Below are 15,520 nucleotides of genomic sequence, written 5' to 3' on the forward strand. Positions count from 1 at the left end.
CCGGGCGGATGCCCGGGGCTTTGCCATGTGGTCATCCGCCCTCTACCAGGAGGAGACCCACATGTACGACCATCGGAAGCTGGGCCGGGAGCTCGGCTTGTTCGATACCGACCCGCTGATCGGGGCTGGATTGCCATATTGGCTGCCCGACGGCGCGATCGTTCGGCACAGTCTCGAGGAGTACATTCGCAACGCGGAACGTCGCGCCGGGTACCAGCACGTGTACTCACCGGTGCTCGGCAAACGGGAACTGTACGAGATATCCGGGCACTGGGCGCATTACGACGATGACATGTATCCGCCGATGGATATCGGTGGCGAGCAGGTGGTGCTGCGTCCCAGCCTATGCCCGCACCACGCCGTGATGTATCGGTCTCGCTCGCACAGTTATCGCGAACTTCCGTTGCGGATGGCGGAGCTCGGCGGGATGTACCGTTCCGAATTGTCTGGCGTGCTGGGCGGTTTGACCAGAGTGCGGTGCATCCAGCTCAACGACGCGCATATTTTCTGCACCCTCGACCAGGTCGCGGACGAGGCCGCCAGCGCACTCGCGCTGATCGGCTCCGCGTACCAGGCGATGGGTATCAGCAACGCGCGCTACCGCCTGTCGCTGCCGGGTGCGAGCGGCAAATACGTTGCGTCACAGGATATGTGGCAGCGCGCCAGCAAGATCCTGAGCGAGGTGCTCGACGGGGCGGGGGTGCCCTACGAGGCCGTCGAGGGTGAGGCTGCGTTCTACGGCCCGAAGATCGACGTCCAAGTGACCGATCACGCAGGCCGTGAATCGACCTTGTCCACCGTTCAGGTCGACTTCTATCAACCGGAGCAGTTCGACCTGAACTACATCGGTGCCGACGGTGCAAAGCATCGGCCGGTCATGGTGCACCGCAGCATTATCGGGAGCATCGAGCGAGCGGTCGCCCAGCTGATCGAACAGCACGGCGGTGCGTTCCCCGCCTGGCTGGCCCCGGTTCAGGTGGCGGTGCTGCCGATATCCGCGGCCGAGGAAGCTGCTGCCGCTGAACTACGCGACCGTTGCCTCAATGCGGGTCTGCGCGTGCGGGTTTTGGACGCGGAGTCCGGGAGTCTGTCTGCGCGAGTACGGGAAACCCGGCTGATGCCTTACCAATTCATTCTCGGGCCAGCCGAGATCGCGAATGGAGACGTGGCCGTGCGGCTGCGCGACGGACGTCGTCTACCTGCTCAGCCTGCCGACAATGCGATCGCGCAAATCCGTGCACTGATCGAGGGCCACGACACTCGTTTGTGGATCGACTGACCCACGCGATGACCCCGGCAGTCGGGGCCCCGGAGGATTACGGTGGCAACTGTGCAGATTGCCATTGTGCTCTACCCGGGGATGACCGCTCTCGACGCGATCGGGCCGTACGAGGTCCTGCGGTGGATCCCGGACTCGCGAATCCGCTTCGTCGGGCACGAGATCGGCCCGGTCATCGTCGACAGCGGTGTGCTCACCGTCGGCGTGACGCACACCTTCGACGAGACCCCGTCGCCCGACATCGTGTTGGTGCCCGGCGGCATGCCGCTGGCGGTGGCCGCCGACGCCACCTTGCATGCGTGGCTCCGCAAGGTCGACCAGACCACGACGTGGACCACCTCGGTTTGCAGCGGGGCGACCGTGCTCGCCGCCGCGGGCCTGCTCGACGGCAGGTCCGCGACCACGCACTGGATGGCGCAATCGGGTTTGGCGGCGCTCGGCGCGAAACCGATGCGGGATCAGCGCGTCGTCCAGGACGGGAAGTACGTGACGGCGGCCGGGGTGTCCGCGGGGATCGACATGGCGCTGTGGCTCCTCGGCGAGATCGCGGGCAAGGAGCGGGCAGAGGCAGCCCAGCTGCTGATCGAGTACGACCCCCAACCACCGTACGACGCAGGCCATCCGAGCAAGGTCTCCGATGCGTTCCGCCGCAAAGTGATGGTGGAGATGGCCCGCGTCGGTGTCGACGGCGCAGACGCTGGGATGCTCGCCAGAGAAACCGTCGCGGTGCCGAAACTGGCGTGGCAGCAGACGATCAGGCGGATCCGGGCTCGTTGGGGTAAGTAGCCTGCGGATCGTCGGTGAGATAGGAGCGGAACTCCTCTTTGCGGTCGTCGACGTTTTCCGCCAGCCAGGCGGCCGCTTCCTCGTAGGGCATCGGCTTGCCCGTGTCGTCCAGGACGACGAGTTCTGCCAAGTGGCGTAAATCTTCCGCAGCAGGCGAGGTGTTGTCTGCCTCGCTCGTCGGCTCCTCGGGCAATTCCTGTTTCGTCATGTTCGCCTCCGGATAGTGTTCGGGCGCGGCTGTCGGAAATGATTCTGGCACTTGGCGACCCGGTCCGAAGCGGCTGGCTCGAGCGCCTTATTCGGCTGGGGGAGTGGCTGTTTCGTGCACCGAGCGCCACAGGTACCCGTGGTCGGTGTTGAGCAGTATCGCGGTGACCAAACGGCGGCTGCGGACCTCACCCTGCTGGTTCTCGGCGGTGAAGCGCGCGGTGAGGATGCTGCCGCTCTGTGCGATCTCCTGGATGTCGGTGATCTCGATGTTGAACCCCGGCTGCGCATTTCGTGCCGACCACACGCCGGCCAGCAGTGTGTCCCGATCGATGACCTGCCCGGTCGTGGTGACCGAGGAGAACTCGTCGTGCAGCGCATTGGCGAATCGGTCGAACACTTTGGGTGGAGCGTTCGAACCCATCCACTCGGCCAGGTCCGAGTGCAGGGCCTCGATCACATCGGCCAGGTCGGGGTGTGCAGGCATAGCGGCAATCTCGGTCTCGGTCGGCGTAGTCGGCCCGTGCCGAAGATCATATCCAGCACGGGCCCAACATCCTCACGAGACGGTCTGACGGGCATCACACCGTCACGGTCAGTCACGCACGTAGTAGTGGCCGAGAGTGTCGTCGTAACGGCCGACGGGTCGGCAACAGCGGCGGAAACCGGCGCCCGGAACCACAGGGACACGGGTCTTTACCACCGAGTTTCTCGACGAGCTCGGTATCGTCGCCGACCGTGCGAGTGCCCCGCTTGACCTTGGTCTCGCTAAGGGAACCCCTTGCGGCGCTTACTGGTTCGTTCGAAACGAAGCTTGGAACTTGTCGTATTGCATGATGGCCTCCTTGATCGACCGGATGGAACGCGCGACGGTAACACCCGATCCATGCACTAGGCACGCCCTTTTCTTTACCGAAGCCAACCGAGGCGGTCCGGCCATAAGATGAGCGCCTGTGGGCTTGCCGCGGACGGGCCGAGTCCGCGGCAAGCCAACTCGCCTGCGGAATATCAGGTGGTGCAGTTCTTTTGGGCGTCGGTGCGGACCTTGCGGCCGGTGAACTCCTCGAGGATGGAGATGTTCTCGGGGGCGTAATTCTTCTCGGTGATCTTGTCAGCGTTCGGGCCGCCGAGCTTGCCGGTGTATGGGGCGGACTTCTCCAACCAGTAAGCGGTGCGCAGGAATTGGGTCAGCACCAGGTCGCGCAGCTTGGGCTCGGCTTTGATCTTGGCCCAGTAGTCGGGGTGCTTAGTCTTGGCCACGCGCAAGTACAGCAGCAGGTAGCGGAGATTGGTCGCGGCGATGTCCCTGGCATTGCTGGCGCCGATGCCCTTGATGTATTCCTGCACCACGGTCACCGCGGGCAGGCCGGTGAGCCCGGCGTTCAATTCCGCTGTCACGCCTTGCAGGTGATAGTCGCCCTGCTCGCGGTCGCGCAGGTAGATGCCGTCCATGTCGTCGCTGAGCTTGTCCTTGATCAACGGCAGGATTTCCTTGCGCGGGAAACCGCCGTACAGCGGGATGTTCGTCATCTGCTGGGTGGCATTGATCCACGACGCGGTGTACTTGTCCCACTCGGTGCGCGCCCCGTCGAGGTCCCACATGTGGGTTTCCTCGTGGATCGCCACCATCATCGACTCGGCGAACGCCTCGAAACTGCTCGTTTCCACGAACTGATTCCAGTACTGGTCCTTGGCCTGGGCGATCGCCAGTTTCTCCCCGCTCGGCCAGCGACGCTTGTACATGGCCTGCAGGGTCGGCATCCAATTCGACCGGTTGAAGCGCGCTTTGAGGTCGCTGATATCGGCCGTCGGGTTGGACGGTTCTTCGTAACAGAAGGGCGCGGCAGCCACGGGGTCTGCTGCCTGACCGGGGGCCGCCACCGCCACTGAGCCGGGTCCGAGCGACAGGACTAAGCAGGCGGTGACTACGGGTAAAAGACGTTTGCGGTTCATGGTTGATCTCGCTTCGGGGGAACGTACCGGGCAGGGTGCTGAACAGTCAGACGAACCCATTACTACCGGCGCCGGGGACTTTCCCATTTGCTCGCCGCGAGCGGTCGCCGAAGGATATGGCCGAACGAGAACTGTTGTGCGAGAGGATGTCCCAGTCGACGGCCGCGGGGTCCGCCGCCATTTTCTGAACAACTGTCTGAATAGTGACATGAAAGAGATAGGCCGTATCTCCCCAGTGGAAGTGGGGAGAATTGGGGCAATATCAGTTGAAATTTGCACTGCCGGTGCAGGCTTGCCCATCTTCGGTCGAGCGGTACGGTGGCTTGGTGAATTTCGCAGAAGGGGGCTCGGTGATAGATCAGCGTCCACTGACCGGCTGGAGCCGGACGGCGTCGACTGTTGCGCGGGTGTTGTCCACGCCTGATATCGACCAGGTCGCGCGGCACGTTCGCGAGGCGGGGCCACGCGGGGTGATCGCGCGCGGGCTCGGCCGCAGTTACGGCGATCCGGCGCAGAACGGTGGTGGTCTCGTCGTCGATATGACGGTGCTCGACCGCGTGCACAGCATCGATCCGGATAGCGGGGTGGTCGATGTCGACGCGGGGGTGAGTCTCGACGCGCTGATGCGGGCCGTGCTACCGAGTGGTCTATGGGTTCCGGTGTTGCCCGGTACCAGGCAGGTGACGGTGGGCGGGGCGATCGCCTCCAATATCCATGGCAAGAACCATCATTCGCACGGCAGTTTCGGCAATCACGTGTTGTCGATGGAGCTGTTGACCGCCGACGGATCGGTGCGCACCATCGCACCGGAAGGCGCTGACGCGGAACTGTTTTGGGCAACGGTCGGTGGAATGGGGCTGACCGGCATCATTGCTCGGGCCCGCGTACGGATGAAGCACACCGAGACCGCGTATTTCATCGTGGACAACGATCGCACCGACAACCTCGACGAGACCATGGAACTGCTGACCGGTGGTTCGGACGAGGGCTACGAGTACTCGATGTCGGTGCCCGACACGATCAGCACCGGCGCGAAAGTTGGCCGCGCCGCATTCAGCCGAGGATCACTGGCCAAGCTCGACCAGCTGCCGGTCAAATTGCGGCGGGATCCACTGAAATTCGATGCGCCGCAACTGTTTACCGTGCCGGATATCTTTCCGAACGGGATGGTCAACAACGTGACATCCCGAATCGCCGCCGAGGCGGCGTACCGGGTGTATCCGCAGAAAGCACGCGGCCGGATCCAGAACCTGACGCAGTTCTATCACCCGCTGGATCTGCTCGGCGAGTGGAACCGCGCCTACGGTCGCCGCGGTTTCATGCGGTACCAGTTCTCGATGCCGTTCGGCGCCGAGGAACAACTCGCCGACACGGTGCGAGCGATCGCGCACTCGGGCCATCGATCGTTCTTGAACGTCTTCAAGCGCATGGGTCCCGGCAACCAGGCTCCGTTGTCCTGGCCGCATCCCGGATTCATGCTCAGCCTCGACTTCCCGCTCAAGCCGGGACTCGGCGAGTTCTGCGCCGAACTCGATCAGCGTGTACTGGCCGCGGGCGGACGGCTGTACTTCGCGAAGGATTCCCGCACGACACCGGAAATGGTCCGCGCGATGTATCCGCGGCTGGACGAATGGCGCCGAGTCCGCGACGCCGTCGACCCGGAGCGAGTGTTCGTCTCCGACTTGGCCCGTCGGCTGCGCCTCGTCAGCGACGAGTTCGCCGTCAGCCGTTGACCCCTGCGCCGGGCGAGCGGAACGCATACCGCTCGCCCGGCCGCGGTCACGCCCCCGAATTCCGAACCAGCGCTAGCCGATCGCGTGCTCTTCGACGGGCGCGCTCAGGTTCGTGCCGTTGAGATCCAGGTACAGCGAGCGCTCGGTGATCGACAGCGTCGCGGTGTTGCGCCGGTCGATCGCGGCGACGGCGGCATCGATGAAGTCGCGATCGAAGCTGTAGAGCGGGATGGCTTCGGCGCGATGGATGCGCTTGCCCGCGAGCTGAGCCAGCACCTTGGCCGGGTCGCGGTGGGTGTAGATGGCGGCGCGTCCGGCCAGCTTGCTACCCCGGTGCAGGCGTTCGGCGTCGGGCGCGCCGACCTCGATCCAGGCGGTCAGCCGCCCGGTGAGATCGCGCACCAGCACCGCGGGCTCGTCGGTGGACGAGATGCCACCCTCGCTGAAGGCGATGCCCTCCTGGTACTCCAGGCAGTAGGCCAGCAGTCGGGTCACCATGAACTCGGCGGTCTCGGACGGGTGGCGCGCTATCCGCAACTCCAGATCCTGGTACACGTCGCGGTCGACGTCGGCCAGTTGGACGGCGAAGTTGTGCAGTGTTGCGGGAAGGGCCATAGGTCCAGGAGCTTAGGTGAACGTCGCTGGTGGTCCGCCGGGCGGCGTCAGGGGATGAACCTCGTGTCCGGGTAGCGCGGATTGTTCCCGTCGAACAGGTCGGTGGCGAGGTGTTTCAGGTGCAGGTCGAAGTACGCCGCGATGTAGTCCTGCTGTGCGCTCACCGAACGGGCCGGGTGGATCGTGCCGACGATGCTTTGCCGCACCTCCTCGGTCAGCAGGCTGGCACACTGCGGCACCGCGACCTGGAGATCGGTGAAGCTCATGTGGGCGGCGGCGTCGAAGTGCAGGTCCCGTTTCCACGCCTGCTGATTGGTCCAGAACTGGCCCCAGCTCGTGTCGAAGTCGGCCGGGTGCGAGTGCTCGAACTTGCGCCCGGTCTCCGGATCCACGCCGTCGGCACCCACCAGCATGAACGGACGGTCCACGCCGTGCTGCACGATCTCGCCGACCTTACCGACGCTCATGCCGCCGTCGAAATTGATGCCCGCGCCGATGCGCTGGTCCTGATACATCGCCTCGCCCGCCGCGTAGCCGCCCAGCGAATGGCCGAACATGCCGACCTTCGACAGGTCCAGCGCGCCCGGCAATCCCGTGGGGAGCGTGCGATTTTCGGCGTCCGGGTTCTCGCCGAGGTTCAGGCGGGTCAGCTGGTCGAGCACGAACCTGGTGTCGGCGACGCGGGCGTCGACCGAGGTCGCGAGGTACGCCGTATCCGGGCTGGCATCGCGGGTGACCACGCGTCCGCCGGGGAACTCGACCACGCTCGCGTCGTAGGTATGGGAGATAGACACGACGACATAGCCGTGACTGGCCAGGTCGTCGGTGCGGACCGAGTTGAGCTCGCGTTCCACCCCGAAACCGTGCGAGAACAGCACGACCGGCCAGGCACCGGCGGTGCGGTCCACCTCGACCGAGGTGCTCGCCTGGCGTTTGGTGCCCGCCCAGTCGATCGTGCCCGGTTTCAGGCCGTTCTCGGGCGAACCGGCCGTGCGCTGGTCGACGGCGGCCGCCACGCCCGGCGACATCCAGGCGGCGCGTTCACCGGTGCGTTGCGCGGGATAGGTCACGGTGACCATCAGCTCCCGCTTGTCGGCCGGATGCCACGGGTCCGGCCGTGTGTCCACCAGATGCAGGTCGGTCGTGCCGACCGGATAGCGCCCGCTCAGCGGCGGCAAGGTGATCTTCGCAGTGGCCGTTGTGGTCGGCTCGGGCGCGTTCTGCTCGCACGCGGTGAGCAGGACGGTCGCGGCCATGCCGGCGGTCAGCGCCAGCGCGCAGCTGCGCAATGTGATCACTTCGGTGGTCCTCCTCGACGTTCGGCTCGACGTCATGATGGCAAAGGTCGCGTCGCGAGCGCGTCAGCCCGTCGGACGAGGCGGGGTACCCCGAGATGCGTAGGGGACTACCCCGAGAGGACCAGGTCAGTACTCCTCGGGGCGCTAACCGCCGGTCGTCCTCCTAGACTGTCGATCGAGAGCGGAAAGGACCACTGATGAAGCGAAACCTGAACTGCCCCTGCGGAGAAGCCATCGTCGGCATCGACGAGGACGATCTTGTGGAGAAGACGAAGGCCCACCTGGCCGAGAATCATCCGGGCCACGACTACTCGCGCGACGAGATCCTGTTCATCGCTTACTGATTCGTGAAGCGGCTCGGCTCCGGCAAGATCACCTGGTCCGGCAGGCACAGGCCGGCCGAGCGGGTGGTCGGTGCCGGGCCGGTGCCGGGGGTGAACGTCCACTGGGCGATCGGTCCCGCTGCCTTCCAGCGCAGGGCACCCGCCGCGTCCGAGACCACCTCGTACACCGACTCGCTGCCGCCGATGAGCTGGGTACCGACGCAGTAGTCGTTGTACTCGGTGCCCGGCTGCTGCGCGCCGGCACTGAAGTTGCCCGCGGGCGCGGTCAGGGCGCCCGGACTGGCGACGGTGCTCGGTGTGCGGACGGCCGCACCCTGAAGCCACCGCGGTGCGCCGAGTTGGTCTGTCGCACAGGTGAATGCGCGGCCACCTGCCGTGACTGTAGTGCCTTGTGCATGGCCGGTGCCTGCCCACAGGCAATCTCCGGCGGGTGTGGCGCTAGCGCTGCCGGTCGTCGCGCCGACGAGGCCTGCGGCGGCGACCGTGGCTGCGGCGAGGGCCAGTCCGGCGCGCAGGCGCGGCCGGGGGACGGTGGAAAGCGCGCGGGGCGCGTCGTTGGTGGCTGAATCGGGTTCGACGTTGAGCATGTCTCGACCGTATGAATCGGTAACCCGATCGAGCATCCCGCCGCAGGGCTATTTGCTCGGAATACCGTGGTGCTAGGGGTGATTCCGCAGCATTCTGTATAGCTGACTCAGGGTTTCGGCACCGGTAGCGAGAGTGCTTGCGTGGATTGGATTCGGTCGCACCCACTTTGGCGCGCGGCGGGCGCAGTGCGTGGCCGATACGGCTCGGATAGTGCGACCAGGCCTCGTCGCGTGTCCGATCAGGCCAGCAATGTGTTGTGTCACAAGGACGCCGACTCCATGCTCGCCGGTAGCGCTGCCGGAATCCAGCTAGACGGCGGCGAACGGACCCCCGACACTTTTTTCGGTGGCCGCTACCGGATATCACCGAAACATGTTCTGCTGTATGGACTCTCGAAGGGTGAGCTAACCCGGGGTTTTTCGTTGGTCGCGCTGCTGGGTGGGAGGTCCGATGATAGGATGGGTCGGAACTGAGGGATGTTCGGGCAGATGAGTTCCTCGGATCAAATCGTTTGGAAGAAGGCGGAACACGCCTGCTTCTTCGTGTGCGAGAGGGGACTTGAACACGAACGCGCGATTGGTGTGCCTGAGGCACGTGGGATAGGTACAGCGGTTATTCCTTCGGTCGGAATACCGTCGTTTTGTTGCGCCCTTATTCAAATGGTGCAGGTTTCTATTTATTGTCATCGCGGTGGCCAGGGTGGTCATCGTGTTCGGAAGCTTTGTCCCGCCTTATATCTTGGCGAACAAGCATGTCCGCAGTAGCCTTCGCGGCCGATGCGGAAGTCCAACTCTCAAGCGTATGCACGCTGACTGCGGTTTCGGGCTGGAACTGGTAGTTTCCGAAATGTTTCCGAAAGGTGGGCGGGGGGATCTTCGGGTTAACACCATTCACAAATAACGCCATGAATCAAGCTGGCGATCCGCAGATTGCGAATGCAGGACCGTTTCGACACCGTATCGTTGCCGGAACTCTGCCAATGTGAAATATTGCTGTCCGCGCTAGTTAGTCACTGCTGACCCGGCACAGCGCCGTGCCTACCGCATCGATACGTCCCGCTTGTTGTGGTGGTTCGGATCGGTACTGGCAGCGGGGCGAAGTGTGCTACGGAATGATCTCGGCTTCGACGCAGGAGTACCGCCGTGAGTGAACACAGGTTGAACGTGGAAGACGATGCGAGAGTCGGAGTTGCCGACGTAGTCATCGAGATTCCTATCGAGTCGATAGACATCAGCGGCGCACTGCGCGTGCGTGCTGAGGACTCGGCGCATACGCAGGTGCTAGCGACGACGGAGGCGGAACTTCCGCCGATCCTGGTGCATCGAGAAACCATGCGGCTGATCGACGGTGTACACCGTCTGAAGGCCGCGAAATTGAAGGGGGACAACGTCATCCGGGCACAGTTCTTCGACGGCACCGAGGAAGAGGCATTCGTGCTCGCGGTACAGGCCAACATCGCGCACGGCCTGCCACTGTCGATTCTCGATCGCAAAGCCGCCTCGCTGCGCATCATGCGGATGTACCCGCTGTGGTCGGACCGCAAGGTCGCCGAAGTGGCCGGGCTGGACCACAAGACGGTCGGTGCGGTGCGCAGGCAGTCGTCTGGGGATGTTCCCCAGACGAGGCACCGACTAGGGCGCGACGGCCGGATGCGCCGAGTGCGCCGCCCGGACGTCGAACACCAGCGCCGGAAAAAGCCCTGCGACGGCTCCGACGGCGCACCGCTCGCGCCCGATCCCACACCACCCGAGCGGGTTTGCCCCTCCTCGGTATTGCAGAGCCTGCGCCGCGATCCATCGCTGCGGCTCACCGAAACCGGGCGCACGGTACTGCGCTGGCTCGACGCCAGCCCGCGCACGCCGACGCAGTCGCTCGATCTGGCCGACCGCATCCCGGAACACTGTTTGAACCTCGTGCTCGATATGGCACGACAGAACGCGGCCAACTGGCAGGACTTCGCAACGCGAATCGGCGATCGGCTGCAGAGTAAATGATGGCGGATTTTACCTCGCGATACGGTGCGTGACTTGCGAATCGAACTTTGTACGCAGGTTGCGCGTCGGCGAGCCTTCGGTGCCGCGATCCACCTCGCAGACGCCGGCATTACCGGCGTCGGCGCTATTCGAGACGGAGCAGATTGCTCTCCGGACCGAGTTGATTGCGGCACCGAAGGTCCGTCGGAGGACATCGTCGCGCGGCGGTGTCATCATGGCGCCAGTCCGTCTCGGCGGCTTGATCTTTCGTCGCACTTGCGCCGAAAGTGCTGCTGCCCGAGCGCAAGTGCGGGACACTTCGCCGAATTACGGTTCAGGCAACTTAATTAAGTCGTAATACAAACTCCCCAGTACGTCCCCAGTCGAAAATGACGCCCACGGTGTGGTTCTACTTGAATATGAAATACCCACATCGAAGGGCGGCTCGCTTCACCGCTACCGTGGTGTTCGTTTTAGCGGCAACGGTTTTCACGACCAGCTCCGGTGCGCTTGCCCAGCCCTCGTCAACCCCAACGCCGACTACCCCTTCGACATCGCCGACGACCTCATCGTCGCCGTCGACCGAATCAATCCCGTCGACCGATTCGACGACCACTACCGAATCGACGACGTTCTCGCCGACAACGACCGAGCCGACGACCTCAGCTCCGACCACCCCGCCGTCGCCGTCCACCGATCCAACGACGTTGTCGCCCACCACCTCGCCGTCGCCGACGACCACGTCATCCCCGACTACCGTGCCGACGACCACCCCGCCGACGACCACCAAGCCGGGCATCTTCGAACTCCCCTCCCTGCCGAGGAACATCTTCACCGAGCCTGACGGCATCGGTATGCAGGTGATCTTCAAGAACCCGCTGCCGATCCCAGCGGGCACCGCCGCCGAGGCCCCGGCCATCGCGCAGGCACAGGCGCAGACAGTCCAGCAGGTCTTCGGTGCGAACTCGGTAGGCAACCTCGTCGTCGACAAGGTGTCCCCGGCCGACCAAGGTTCCACAGTCCAGATGCGCCAGGAGATCGACTCGGTGCCGGTCTACGGTGCGACGGTGGCGGAGAAGCTGTCCGCCGACGGTTCGCTCGTCTCGGCCAGCGGTGCACTCTCCCAGCAGGCCAAGGGCAAGTACCCCGCAGGGGTGACAACGCCGCCCACCGCCGTGGCGGCCACCGCGCTGCGCGCACTGGCCGAGCAGACCAAGCAGTCACGCGACAAGTTCGCCGTCTCCGGGACGGTCGCCATGTGGTTCGACACGAAGCTGGCCGCCAAGAACTCGGCAGCGCCCAGTGTCGCGGTCCCCGCGTATCAGGTCTCGGTCAAAGGCGCTGCCGCGCAAGGTAAGCAGCCCGTGCAGTGGGTCGTGTTCATCGACGCCAACAACACCGGCCGCGTGCTCGGCGGCTGGAGTGGTCGCTGAATCTGCCGCCTAGCGGCACATCGGTTTACGGGGATCGGCCTGGTGGCTCTCAGCGGCCGGCCAGGTCGTTCCCCGGCAGAACCTGCAGATTGCCGAGTTGGCATTTCCTGCAGTCGAATACAGATCCGATCGGGCATCGATACGTTCGCGCGACCGAGCTCGCTCACCGGATCGCCTACCACAGAGGTTGTGCACCATGCGAATTCAAAGATGGTCAGACAGAGGCAATCCGATCCCGGCCGCGCTGAGAGCGCGGCCGGTCGCGGTGTCCGCGTTGGCTCTCGCGTTGAGCCTGACGGCCGGCGTTGCCGCGGTGGCCGCGGCGCCACCGGACGCGCCGAACGGGGCGGCCGCGAGCGCGGCCGATCCGACACCGGGCTCCGACGGTCTCGGTGACCCCTACTACCCGAAAGACGGCAACGGCGGCTACGACGCGACCCACTACGACGTCGCCGTCGACTACACCCCGTCGACGCACAACCTCAAAGGCAAGGCCACCATCACGGCCAAGGCCACCCAGAATCTGTCGGCCTTCAACCTCGACTACGCCGGTCCCGCAGTCAGTGCCGTCGCCGTCAACGGTCAGCCCGCGCAGTTCAAGAAGACCGGCGAGCACGAGCTCGTGGTGACCCCGAAGGCGGCACTGCCGCTGGGACAACCGTTCACGGTCATCGTCGACTACGCAGGCACGGTTCCCAACACCAACGGCAACGGCTGGACCTACTCACCGTCCGGTGGCGCCTTCGCGGCCGGCGAACCGCATTCGGCGACAACGTGGTACCCGCTCAACGACACCCCGCTGGACAAGGTCACCTTGACCGTGAAGGCCACCGTGCCGACCGGCTGGGATGTGGCGTCGAACGGCGTCCGCACGTCCGACGTGGCCGCCGGGACGGGCAAGCACACCGTCACCTGGGAGGCCAAGGATCCGATCATCGGGTATCTGTCGACGATCGCGATCGACAAGTTCACCCGCCTGAACCAGAAGGTCGGCAACACGTCGCTGGAGAGCTTCTTCGCCCCGGGCGGCGCCCAGCAGAAGAAGGATCTGGAGAAGAAGCTGCCCAGCGTGCTCGCCTTCGAGGAGCAGCTGTACGGCCCGTATCCGCTCGAAGCGGGCGGCGGCATCTATGTGGACACCGACCTGCAGTTCTCGCTCGAGACGCAGACCCGGCCGATCTACGCGCCGTGGACGGACCTGAACACGCTGATCCACGAGAACGCCCATCAGTGGTGGGGCGATTCGGTATCGGTGAAGGACTGGCGCGACGTCTGCCTGAACGAATGCTTCGCCAGCTACACCGCCGACATCCTGTACCCGGAACGGGTCGATCGCAAGAATGCCGACCAGATCTATCGTCGGGCCCTCGCCAGTGCCGATCAGCAGGGCGTCTGGTCGACGCCGCTCTACGATCCCGGCAAGGGCAAGGAATTCACCACCGTGTACACCCGCGGTCCGCTGTTCCTGCACGCACTGCGCCGCTACATCGGTGACGACGTATTCTTCACCGCCGTCAAGGATTTCGCGCAGGGCCACAAGCACGGCAACGCGTCGATTCCGGAGTTCCGTCAGTTCGTGCAGTCCCGCACCACCAAGAAGCTGGACGGCTTCTTCGATGCCTGGCTGAACGGCAAGAAGCGGCCTGCCAGTGAATACCTGTACCCGGGCAGCCTCAGCAACCAGGGTCTGCAGGGCGCTCCCGAGGAGCCGGGTACCGACGCGTGGCCGTTCGGTCGCGGGGACCGGAAATGACGTCCGTCGCTTCGATACAGGCACTGCCGCGGTCGATAAGGACCTTCGTCACGGCGGCCACTATCGCACCGTTCATTGTGGCCGCGCTGCATGCGGTACCGGACGACCGGATCTCCTCGCCTACGGGCTGTCCGCAGGGAGTGGTGTCGTGCGGGCCCGGCAGCTATGAGCCGCAGGGTGTGCAAGGGGTCAATGTGGGCACGGATACGCCGGTCGGGATCAAGGGTGTGTTCAAGAAGAAGCCTGTCTATCTAGTGGCTTGACGGTAGGTCGCACACGGTGGACCGCTGCGGGTTTCTCGCAACGGTCCACCGTCGTGCGGACCGGCCGGATTGACCGGCGGGCTACCGTGGGTGTTCGTCGACAGATCGTTCACCCGTGTTGGAGGCTTCTTGCGCACCCTCGCCCGCGTACTGCTCGTCCTGCTGGTTGTCGCCGGTGGCACGGCGTCGATGGTGCCCGCGGCAATCGGTGCGCCGAGCTCGGCGATCGATGATGCCACCGCGGCGAAGATCGATGCGTGGCTGGCAGTGGGGGCCGCTGCGCCCGGCGCGCAGAGCAAGGGCGAGTTGATCGAGCTGCTGTCGCGGCAGTTCCTCGGCACGCCGTACGGGGCGGACATGCTCGTCGGCTCGGCGACCCAGCCCGAACGACTCGTCGTCGACTTCCGGCGCGTGGATTGCTTCACCTACCTCGACTACGTCGAAGCGCTCAGCAGGTCCACCGATCGAGACCAGTTCATCGCGAACCTGATCAACACGCGATATGCCGGAGGCCGAGTCGATTTCCTCCAGCGCAAGCATTTCTTCAGCGACTGGGCGAACACACCGAGGGTCGCCGCCACCGATATCACCGGCGCGGTGAGTACTGCCGCCGTCACCGTCGCCAAGCACCTCAACGCGAAGGCGAACGGCGGGACGTATCTGCCCGGGCTGCCGGTGGTGGATCGCGACATCACCTACATTCCCAGTGCCAACGTGGACGACGGCGTCATCCGTGGACTCCGCACGGGCGACTACATCGGTGCGTACACCGATGAGCCGGGGTTGGACGTCACCCACGTCGGGATCTTCGTCATGACGCCGAACGGGCCGGTCTTCCGCAACGCGTCCTCACTGGTTGCGAACAACAAGGTGGTCGACTCGTCGTTCGCCGAGTACGTCGGGTCGGTCCCCGGCATCGTGGTGTACCGCCCGCAGTAGTTGTGCGCGCGACGAGTTTTCGGGGCCCGCTACCACCGGGCATGTGGTGGCTTTTCCGGCACTCGCGCCGGGCGGCCGTGACGAGGTCTGCTACGGGTCAGTGACCGGGTTGTCGGCATCGGGCGGTTCCAGTACCGCGCGTGCCCGGCGGGCGCTGTAGTGCGCCCAGATCGCGGCGAGGCCGGCTAGTACCGCGCCTGCGGTCCAGTAGTTCGTCATGTGGCCGCCGGAGATCTTGACGGATAGGCGGACCAAGACGAAACCGATCGCGATCATGATCAGGACGGTGGTTTCGAGTATCAGAACGTATCGCGGCGTCGGGGGTCGGCGCATCCAGGTCCTCCTGGCGGTGTGGG

The 15,520-nt window shown here is 64.8% G+C and carries 17 protein-coding genes; 9 read left to right on the forward strand and 8 right to left on the reverse strand.

Going from position 1 to position 15,520, the window contains the following annotated elements; genetic code table 11:
* Positions 1–25 precede the first annotated feature (25 nt).
* On the forward strand, positions 26–1,279 hold the full coding sequence (gene thrS, locus ACQPW1_RS18700) for a threonine--tRNA ligase (protein ID WP_433663959.1): 1,254 nt from the start codon (positions 26–28) through the stop codon (positions 1,277–1,279).
* A gap of 51 nt (positions 1,280–1,330) precedes the next feature.
* The gene (locus tag ACQPW1_RS18705) at positions 1,331–2,065 is read left to right on the forward strand and encodes a DJ-1/PfpI family protein (RefSeq protein ID WP_433663960.1); all 735 of its coding nucleotides are present in this window, start codon (positions 1,331–1,333) and stop codon (positions 2,063–2,065) included.
* On the opposite strand, the gene ACQPW1_RS18710 is transcribed toward ACQPW1_RS18705, so the two are convergent.
* From ACQPW1_RS18710 to ACQPW1_RS18720, 3 genes are all read right to left on the reverse strand, one after another.
* Positions 2,034–2,273 carry a hypothetical protein gene (locus ACQPW1_RS18710; protein ID WP_433663961.1) on the reverse strand — a complete coding sequence of 80 codons (240 nt, stop codon included), beginning with the start codon at positions 2,271–2,273 and terminating at the stop codon, positions 2,034–2,036. The two genes, ACQPW1_RS18705 and ACQPW1_RS18710, sit on opposite strands and share 32 nt — an antisense overlap.
* Positions 2,274–2,360: 87 nt before the next feature.
* Positions 2,361–2,759 carry a DUF4440 domain-containing protein gene (locus tag ACQPW1_RS18715; protein ID WP_433663962.1) on the reverse strand — a complete coding sequence of 133 codons (399 nt, stop codon included), beginning with the start codon at positions 2,757–2,759 and terminating at the stop codon, positions 2,361–2,363.
* A 521-nt stretch (positions 2,760–3,280) separates the two neighbouring features.
* On the reverse strand, positions 3,281–4,123 hold the full coding sequence (locus ACQPW1_RS18720; protein ID WP_433663963.1) for a hypothetical protein: 843 nt from the start codon (positions 4,121–4,123) through the stop codon (positions 3,281–3,283).
* Between the two features lie 428 nt (positions 4,124–4,551).
* On the opposite strand from ACQPW1_RS18720, the gene ACQPW1_RS18725 reads away from it, so the two are divergent.
* Entirely contained in the window at positions 4,552–5,958 is a 1,407-nt protein-coding gene (locus tag ACQPW1_RS18725; protein WP_433663964.1) for an FAD-binding protein, read from the forward strand.
* Between the two features lie 72 nt (positions 5,959–6,030).
* Here ACQPW1_RS18725 and ACQPW1_RS18730 read toward each other — a convergent pair whose 3' ends face one another.
* Entirely contained in the window at positions 6,031–6,573 is a 543-nt protein-coding gene (locus tag ACQPW1_RS18730) for a YaeQ family protein (RefSeq protein WP_433663965.1), read from the reverse strand.
* A 47-nt stretch (positions 6,574–6,620) separates the two neighbouring features.
* Positions 6,621–7,871, reverse strand: coding sequence for an alpha/beta hydrolase family protein (locus tag ACQPW1_RS18735; protein WP_433663966.1), 1,251 nt, complete (start codon positions 7,869–7,871; stop codon positions 6,621–6,623).
* A 197-nt stretch (positions 7,872–8,068) separates the two neighbouring features.
* Here ACQPW1_RS18735 and ACQPW1_RS18740 point away from each other — a divergent pair, with 197 nt between their 5' ends.
* Positions 8,069–8,215, forward strand: a complete 147-nt coding sequence (locus ACQPW1_RS18740) for a DUF1059 domain-containing protein (RefSeq protein ID WP_433663967.1) — start codon at positions 8,069–8,071, stop codon at positions 8,213–8,215.
* Here the strand turns inward: ACQPW1_RS18740 and ACQPW1_RS18745 are convergent.
* Entirely contained in the window at positions 8,209–8,802 is a 594-nt protein-coding gene (locus ACQPW1_RS18745; RefSeq protein ID WP_433663968.1) for a hypothetical protein, read from the reverse strand. The genes ACQPW1_RS18740 and ACQPW1_RS18745 overlap by 7 nt on opposite strands.
* A 1,143-nt stretch (positions 8,803–9,945) precedes the next feature.
* On the opposite strand from ACQPW1_RS18745, the gene ACQPW1_RS18750 reads away from it, so the two are divergent.
* Positions 9,946–10,797 (forward strand): ParB/RepB/Spo0J family partition protein, encoded by an 852-nt coding sequence (locus ACQPW1_RS18750; RefSeq protein ID WP_433663969.1) that lies wholly within the window; start codon positions 9,946–9,948, stop codon positions 10,795–10,797.
* A gap of 388 nt (positions 10,798–11,185) precedes the next feature.
* Here the strand turns inward: ACQPW1_RS18750 and ACQPW1_RS18755 are convergent, their stop codons facing one another.
* On the reverse strand, positions 11,186–11,611 hold the full coding sequence (locus tag ACQPW1_RS18755; RefSeq protein WP_433663970.1) for a hypothetical protein: 426 nt from the start codon (positions 11,609–11,611) through the stop codon (positions 11,186–11,188).
* A 19-nt stretch (positions 11,612–11,630) separates the two neighbouring features.
* Here ACQPW1_RS18755 and ACQPW1_RS18760 point away from each other — a divergent pair, with 19 nt between their 5' ends.
* The 4 genes from ACQPW1_RS18760 to ACQPW1_RS18775 all read left to right on the forward strand — a co-directional run bounded on the left by ACQPW1_RS18760 (position 11,631) and on the right by ACQPW1_RS18775 (position 15,164).
* A complete protein-coding gene (locus tag ACQPW1_RS18760) occupies positions 11,631–12,209 on the forward strand; it encodes a hypothetical protein (protein WP_433663971.1) in 579 nt (192 codons plus the stop codon).
* A gap of 196 nt (positions 12,210–12,405) precedes the next feature.
* Positions 12,406–13,962, forward strand: a complete 1,557-nt coding sequence (locus ACQPW1_RS18765) for a M1 family metallopeptidase (protein WP_433663972.1) — start codon at positions 12,406–12,408, stop codon at positions 13,960–13,962.
* Positions 13,959–14,225: a hypothetical protein gene (locus tag ACQPW1_RS18770; RefSeq protein WP_433663973.1), complete on the forward strand. Its 267-nt coding sequence runs from the start codon at positions 13,959–13,961 to the stop codon at positions 14,223–14,225. The genes ACQPW1_RS18765 and ACQPW1_RS18770 overlap by 4 nt, the downstream gene beginning before the upstream one ends.
* A gap of 129 nt (positions 14,226–14,354) precedes the next feature.
* Entirely contained in the window at positions 14,355–15,164 is an 810-nt protein-coding gene (locus tag ACQPW1_RS18775) for a DUF1460 domain-containing protein (RefSeq protein WP_433663974.1), read from the forward strand.
* A gap of 90 nt (positions 15,165–15,254) precedes the next feature.
* Here the strand turns inward: ACQPW1_RS18775 and ACQPW1_RS18780 are convergent, their stop codons facing one another.
* Positions 15,255–15,497 carry a hypothetical protein gene (locus ACQPW1_RS18780; protein ID WP_433663975.1) on the reverse strand — a complete coding sequence of 81 codons (243 nt, stop codon included), beginning with the start codon at positions 15,495–15,497 and terminating at the stop codon, positions 15,255–15,257.
* Between the last annotated feature and the right edge of the window lie 23 nt (positions 15,498–15,520).

Source organism: Nocardia sp. CA-128927 (assembly GCF_050955855.1).
Classification (GTDB): Bacteria; Actinomycetota; Actinomycetes; order Mycobacteriales; family Mycobacteriaceae; genus Nocardia.

What these genes read in the sequence shown, in the direction of transcription:
- ACQPW1_RS18780 (WP_433663975.1), bottom strand. Translation starts at nt 15,497, where the DNA reads ATGCGCCGACCCCCGACGCCGCGATACGTTCTGATACTCGAAACCACC.
- ACQPW1_RS18715 (WP_433663962.1), bottom strand. Translation starts at nt 2,759, where the DNA reads ATGCCTGCACACCCCGACCTGGCCGATGTGATCGAGGCCCTGCACTCG.
- ACQPW1_RS18765 (WP_433663972.1), top strand. Translation starts at nt 12,406, where the DNA reads ATGCGAATTCAAAGATGGTCAGACAGAGGCAATCCGATCCCGGCCGCG.
- ACQPW1_RS18730 (WP_433663965.1), bottom strand. Translation starts at nt 6,573, where the DNA reads ATGGCCCTTCCCGCAACACTGCACAACTTCGCCGTCCAACTGGCCGAC.
- ACQPW1_RS18740 (WP_433663967.1), top strand. Translation starts at nt 8,069, where the DNA reads ATGAAGCGAAACCTGAACTGCCCCTGCGGAGAAGCCATCGTCGGCATC.
- ACQPW1_RS18745 (WP_433663968.1), bottom strand. Translation starts at nt 8,802, where the DNA reads ATGCTCAACGTCGAACCCGATTCAGCCACCAACGACGCGCCCCGCGCG.
- ACQPW1_RS18710 (WP_433663961.1), bottom strand. Translation starts at nt 2,273, where the DNA reads ATGACGAAACAGGAATTGCCCGAGGAGCCGACGAGCGAGGCAGACAAC.
- thrS (WP_433663959.1), top strand. Translation starts at nt 26, where the DNA reads ATGTGGTCATCCGCCCTCTACCAGGAGGAGACCCACATGTACGACCAT.
- ACQPW1_RS18760 (WP_433663971.1), top strand. Translation starts at nt 11,631, where the DNA reads ATGCAGGTGATCTTCAAGAACCCGCTGCCGATCCCAGCGGGCACCGCC.
- ACQPW1_RS18770 (WP_433663973.1), top strand. Translation starts at nt 13,959, where the DNA reads ATGACGTCCGTCGCTTCGATACAGGCACTGCCGCGGTCGATAAGGACC.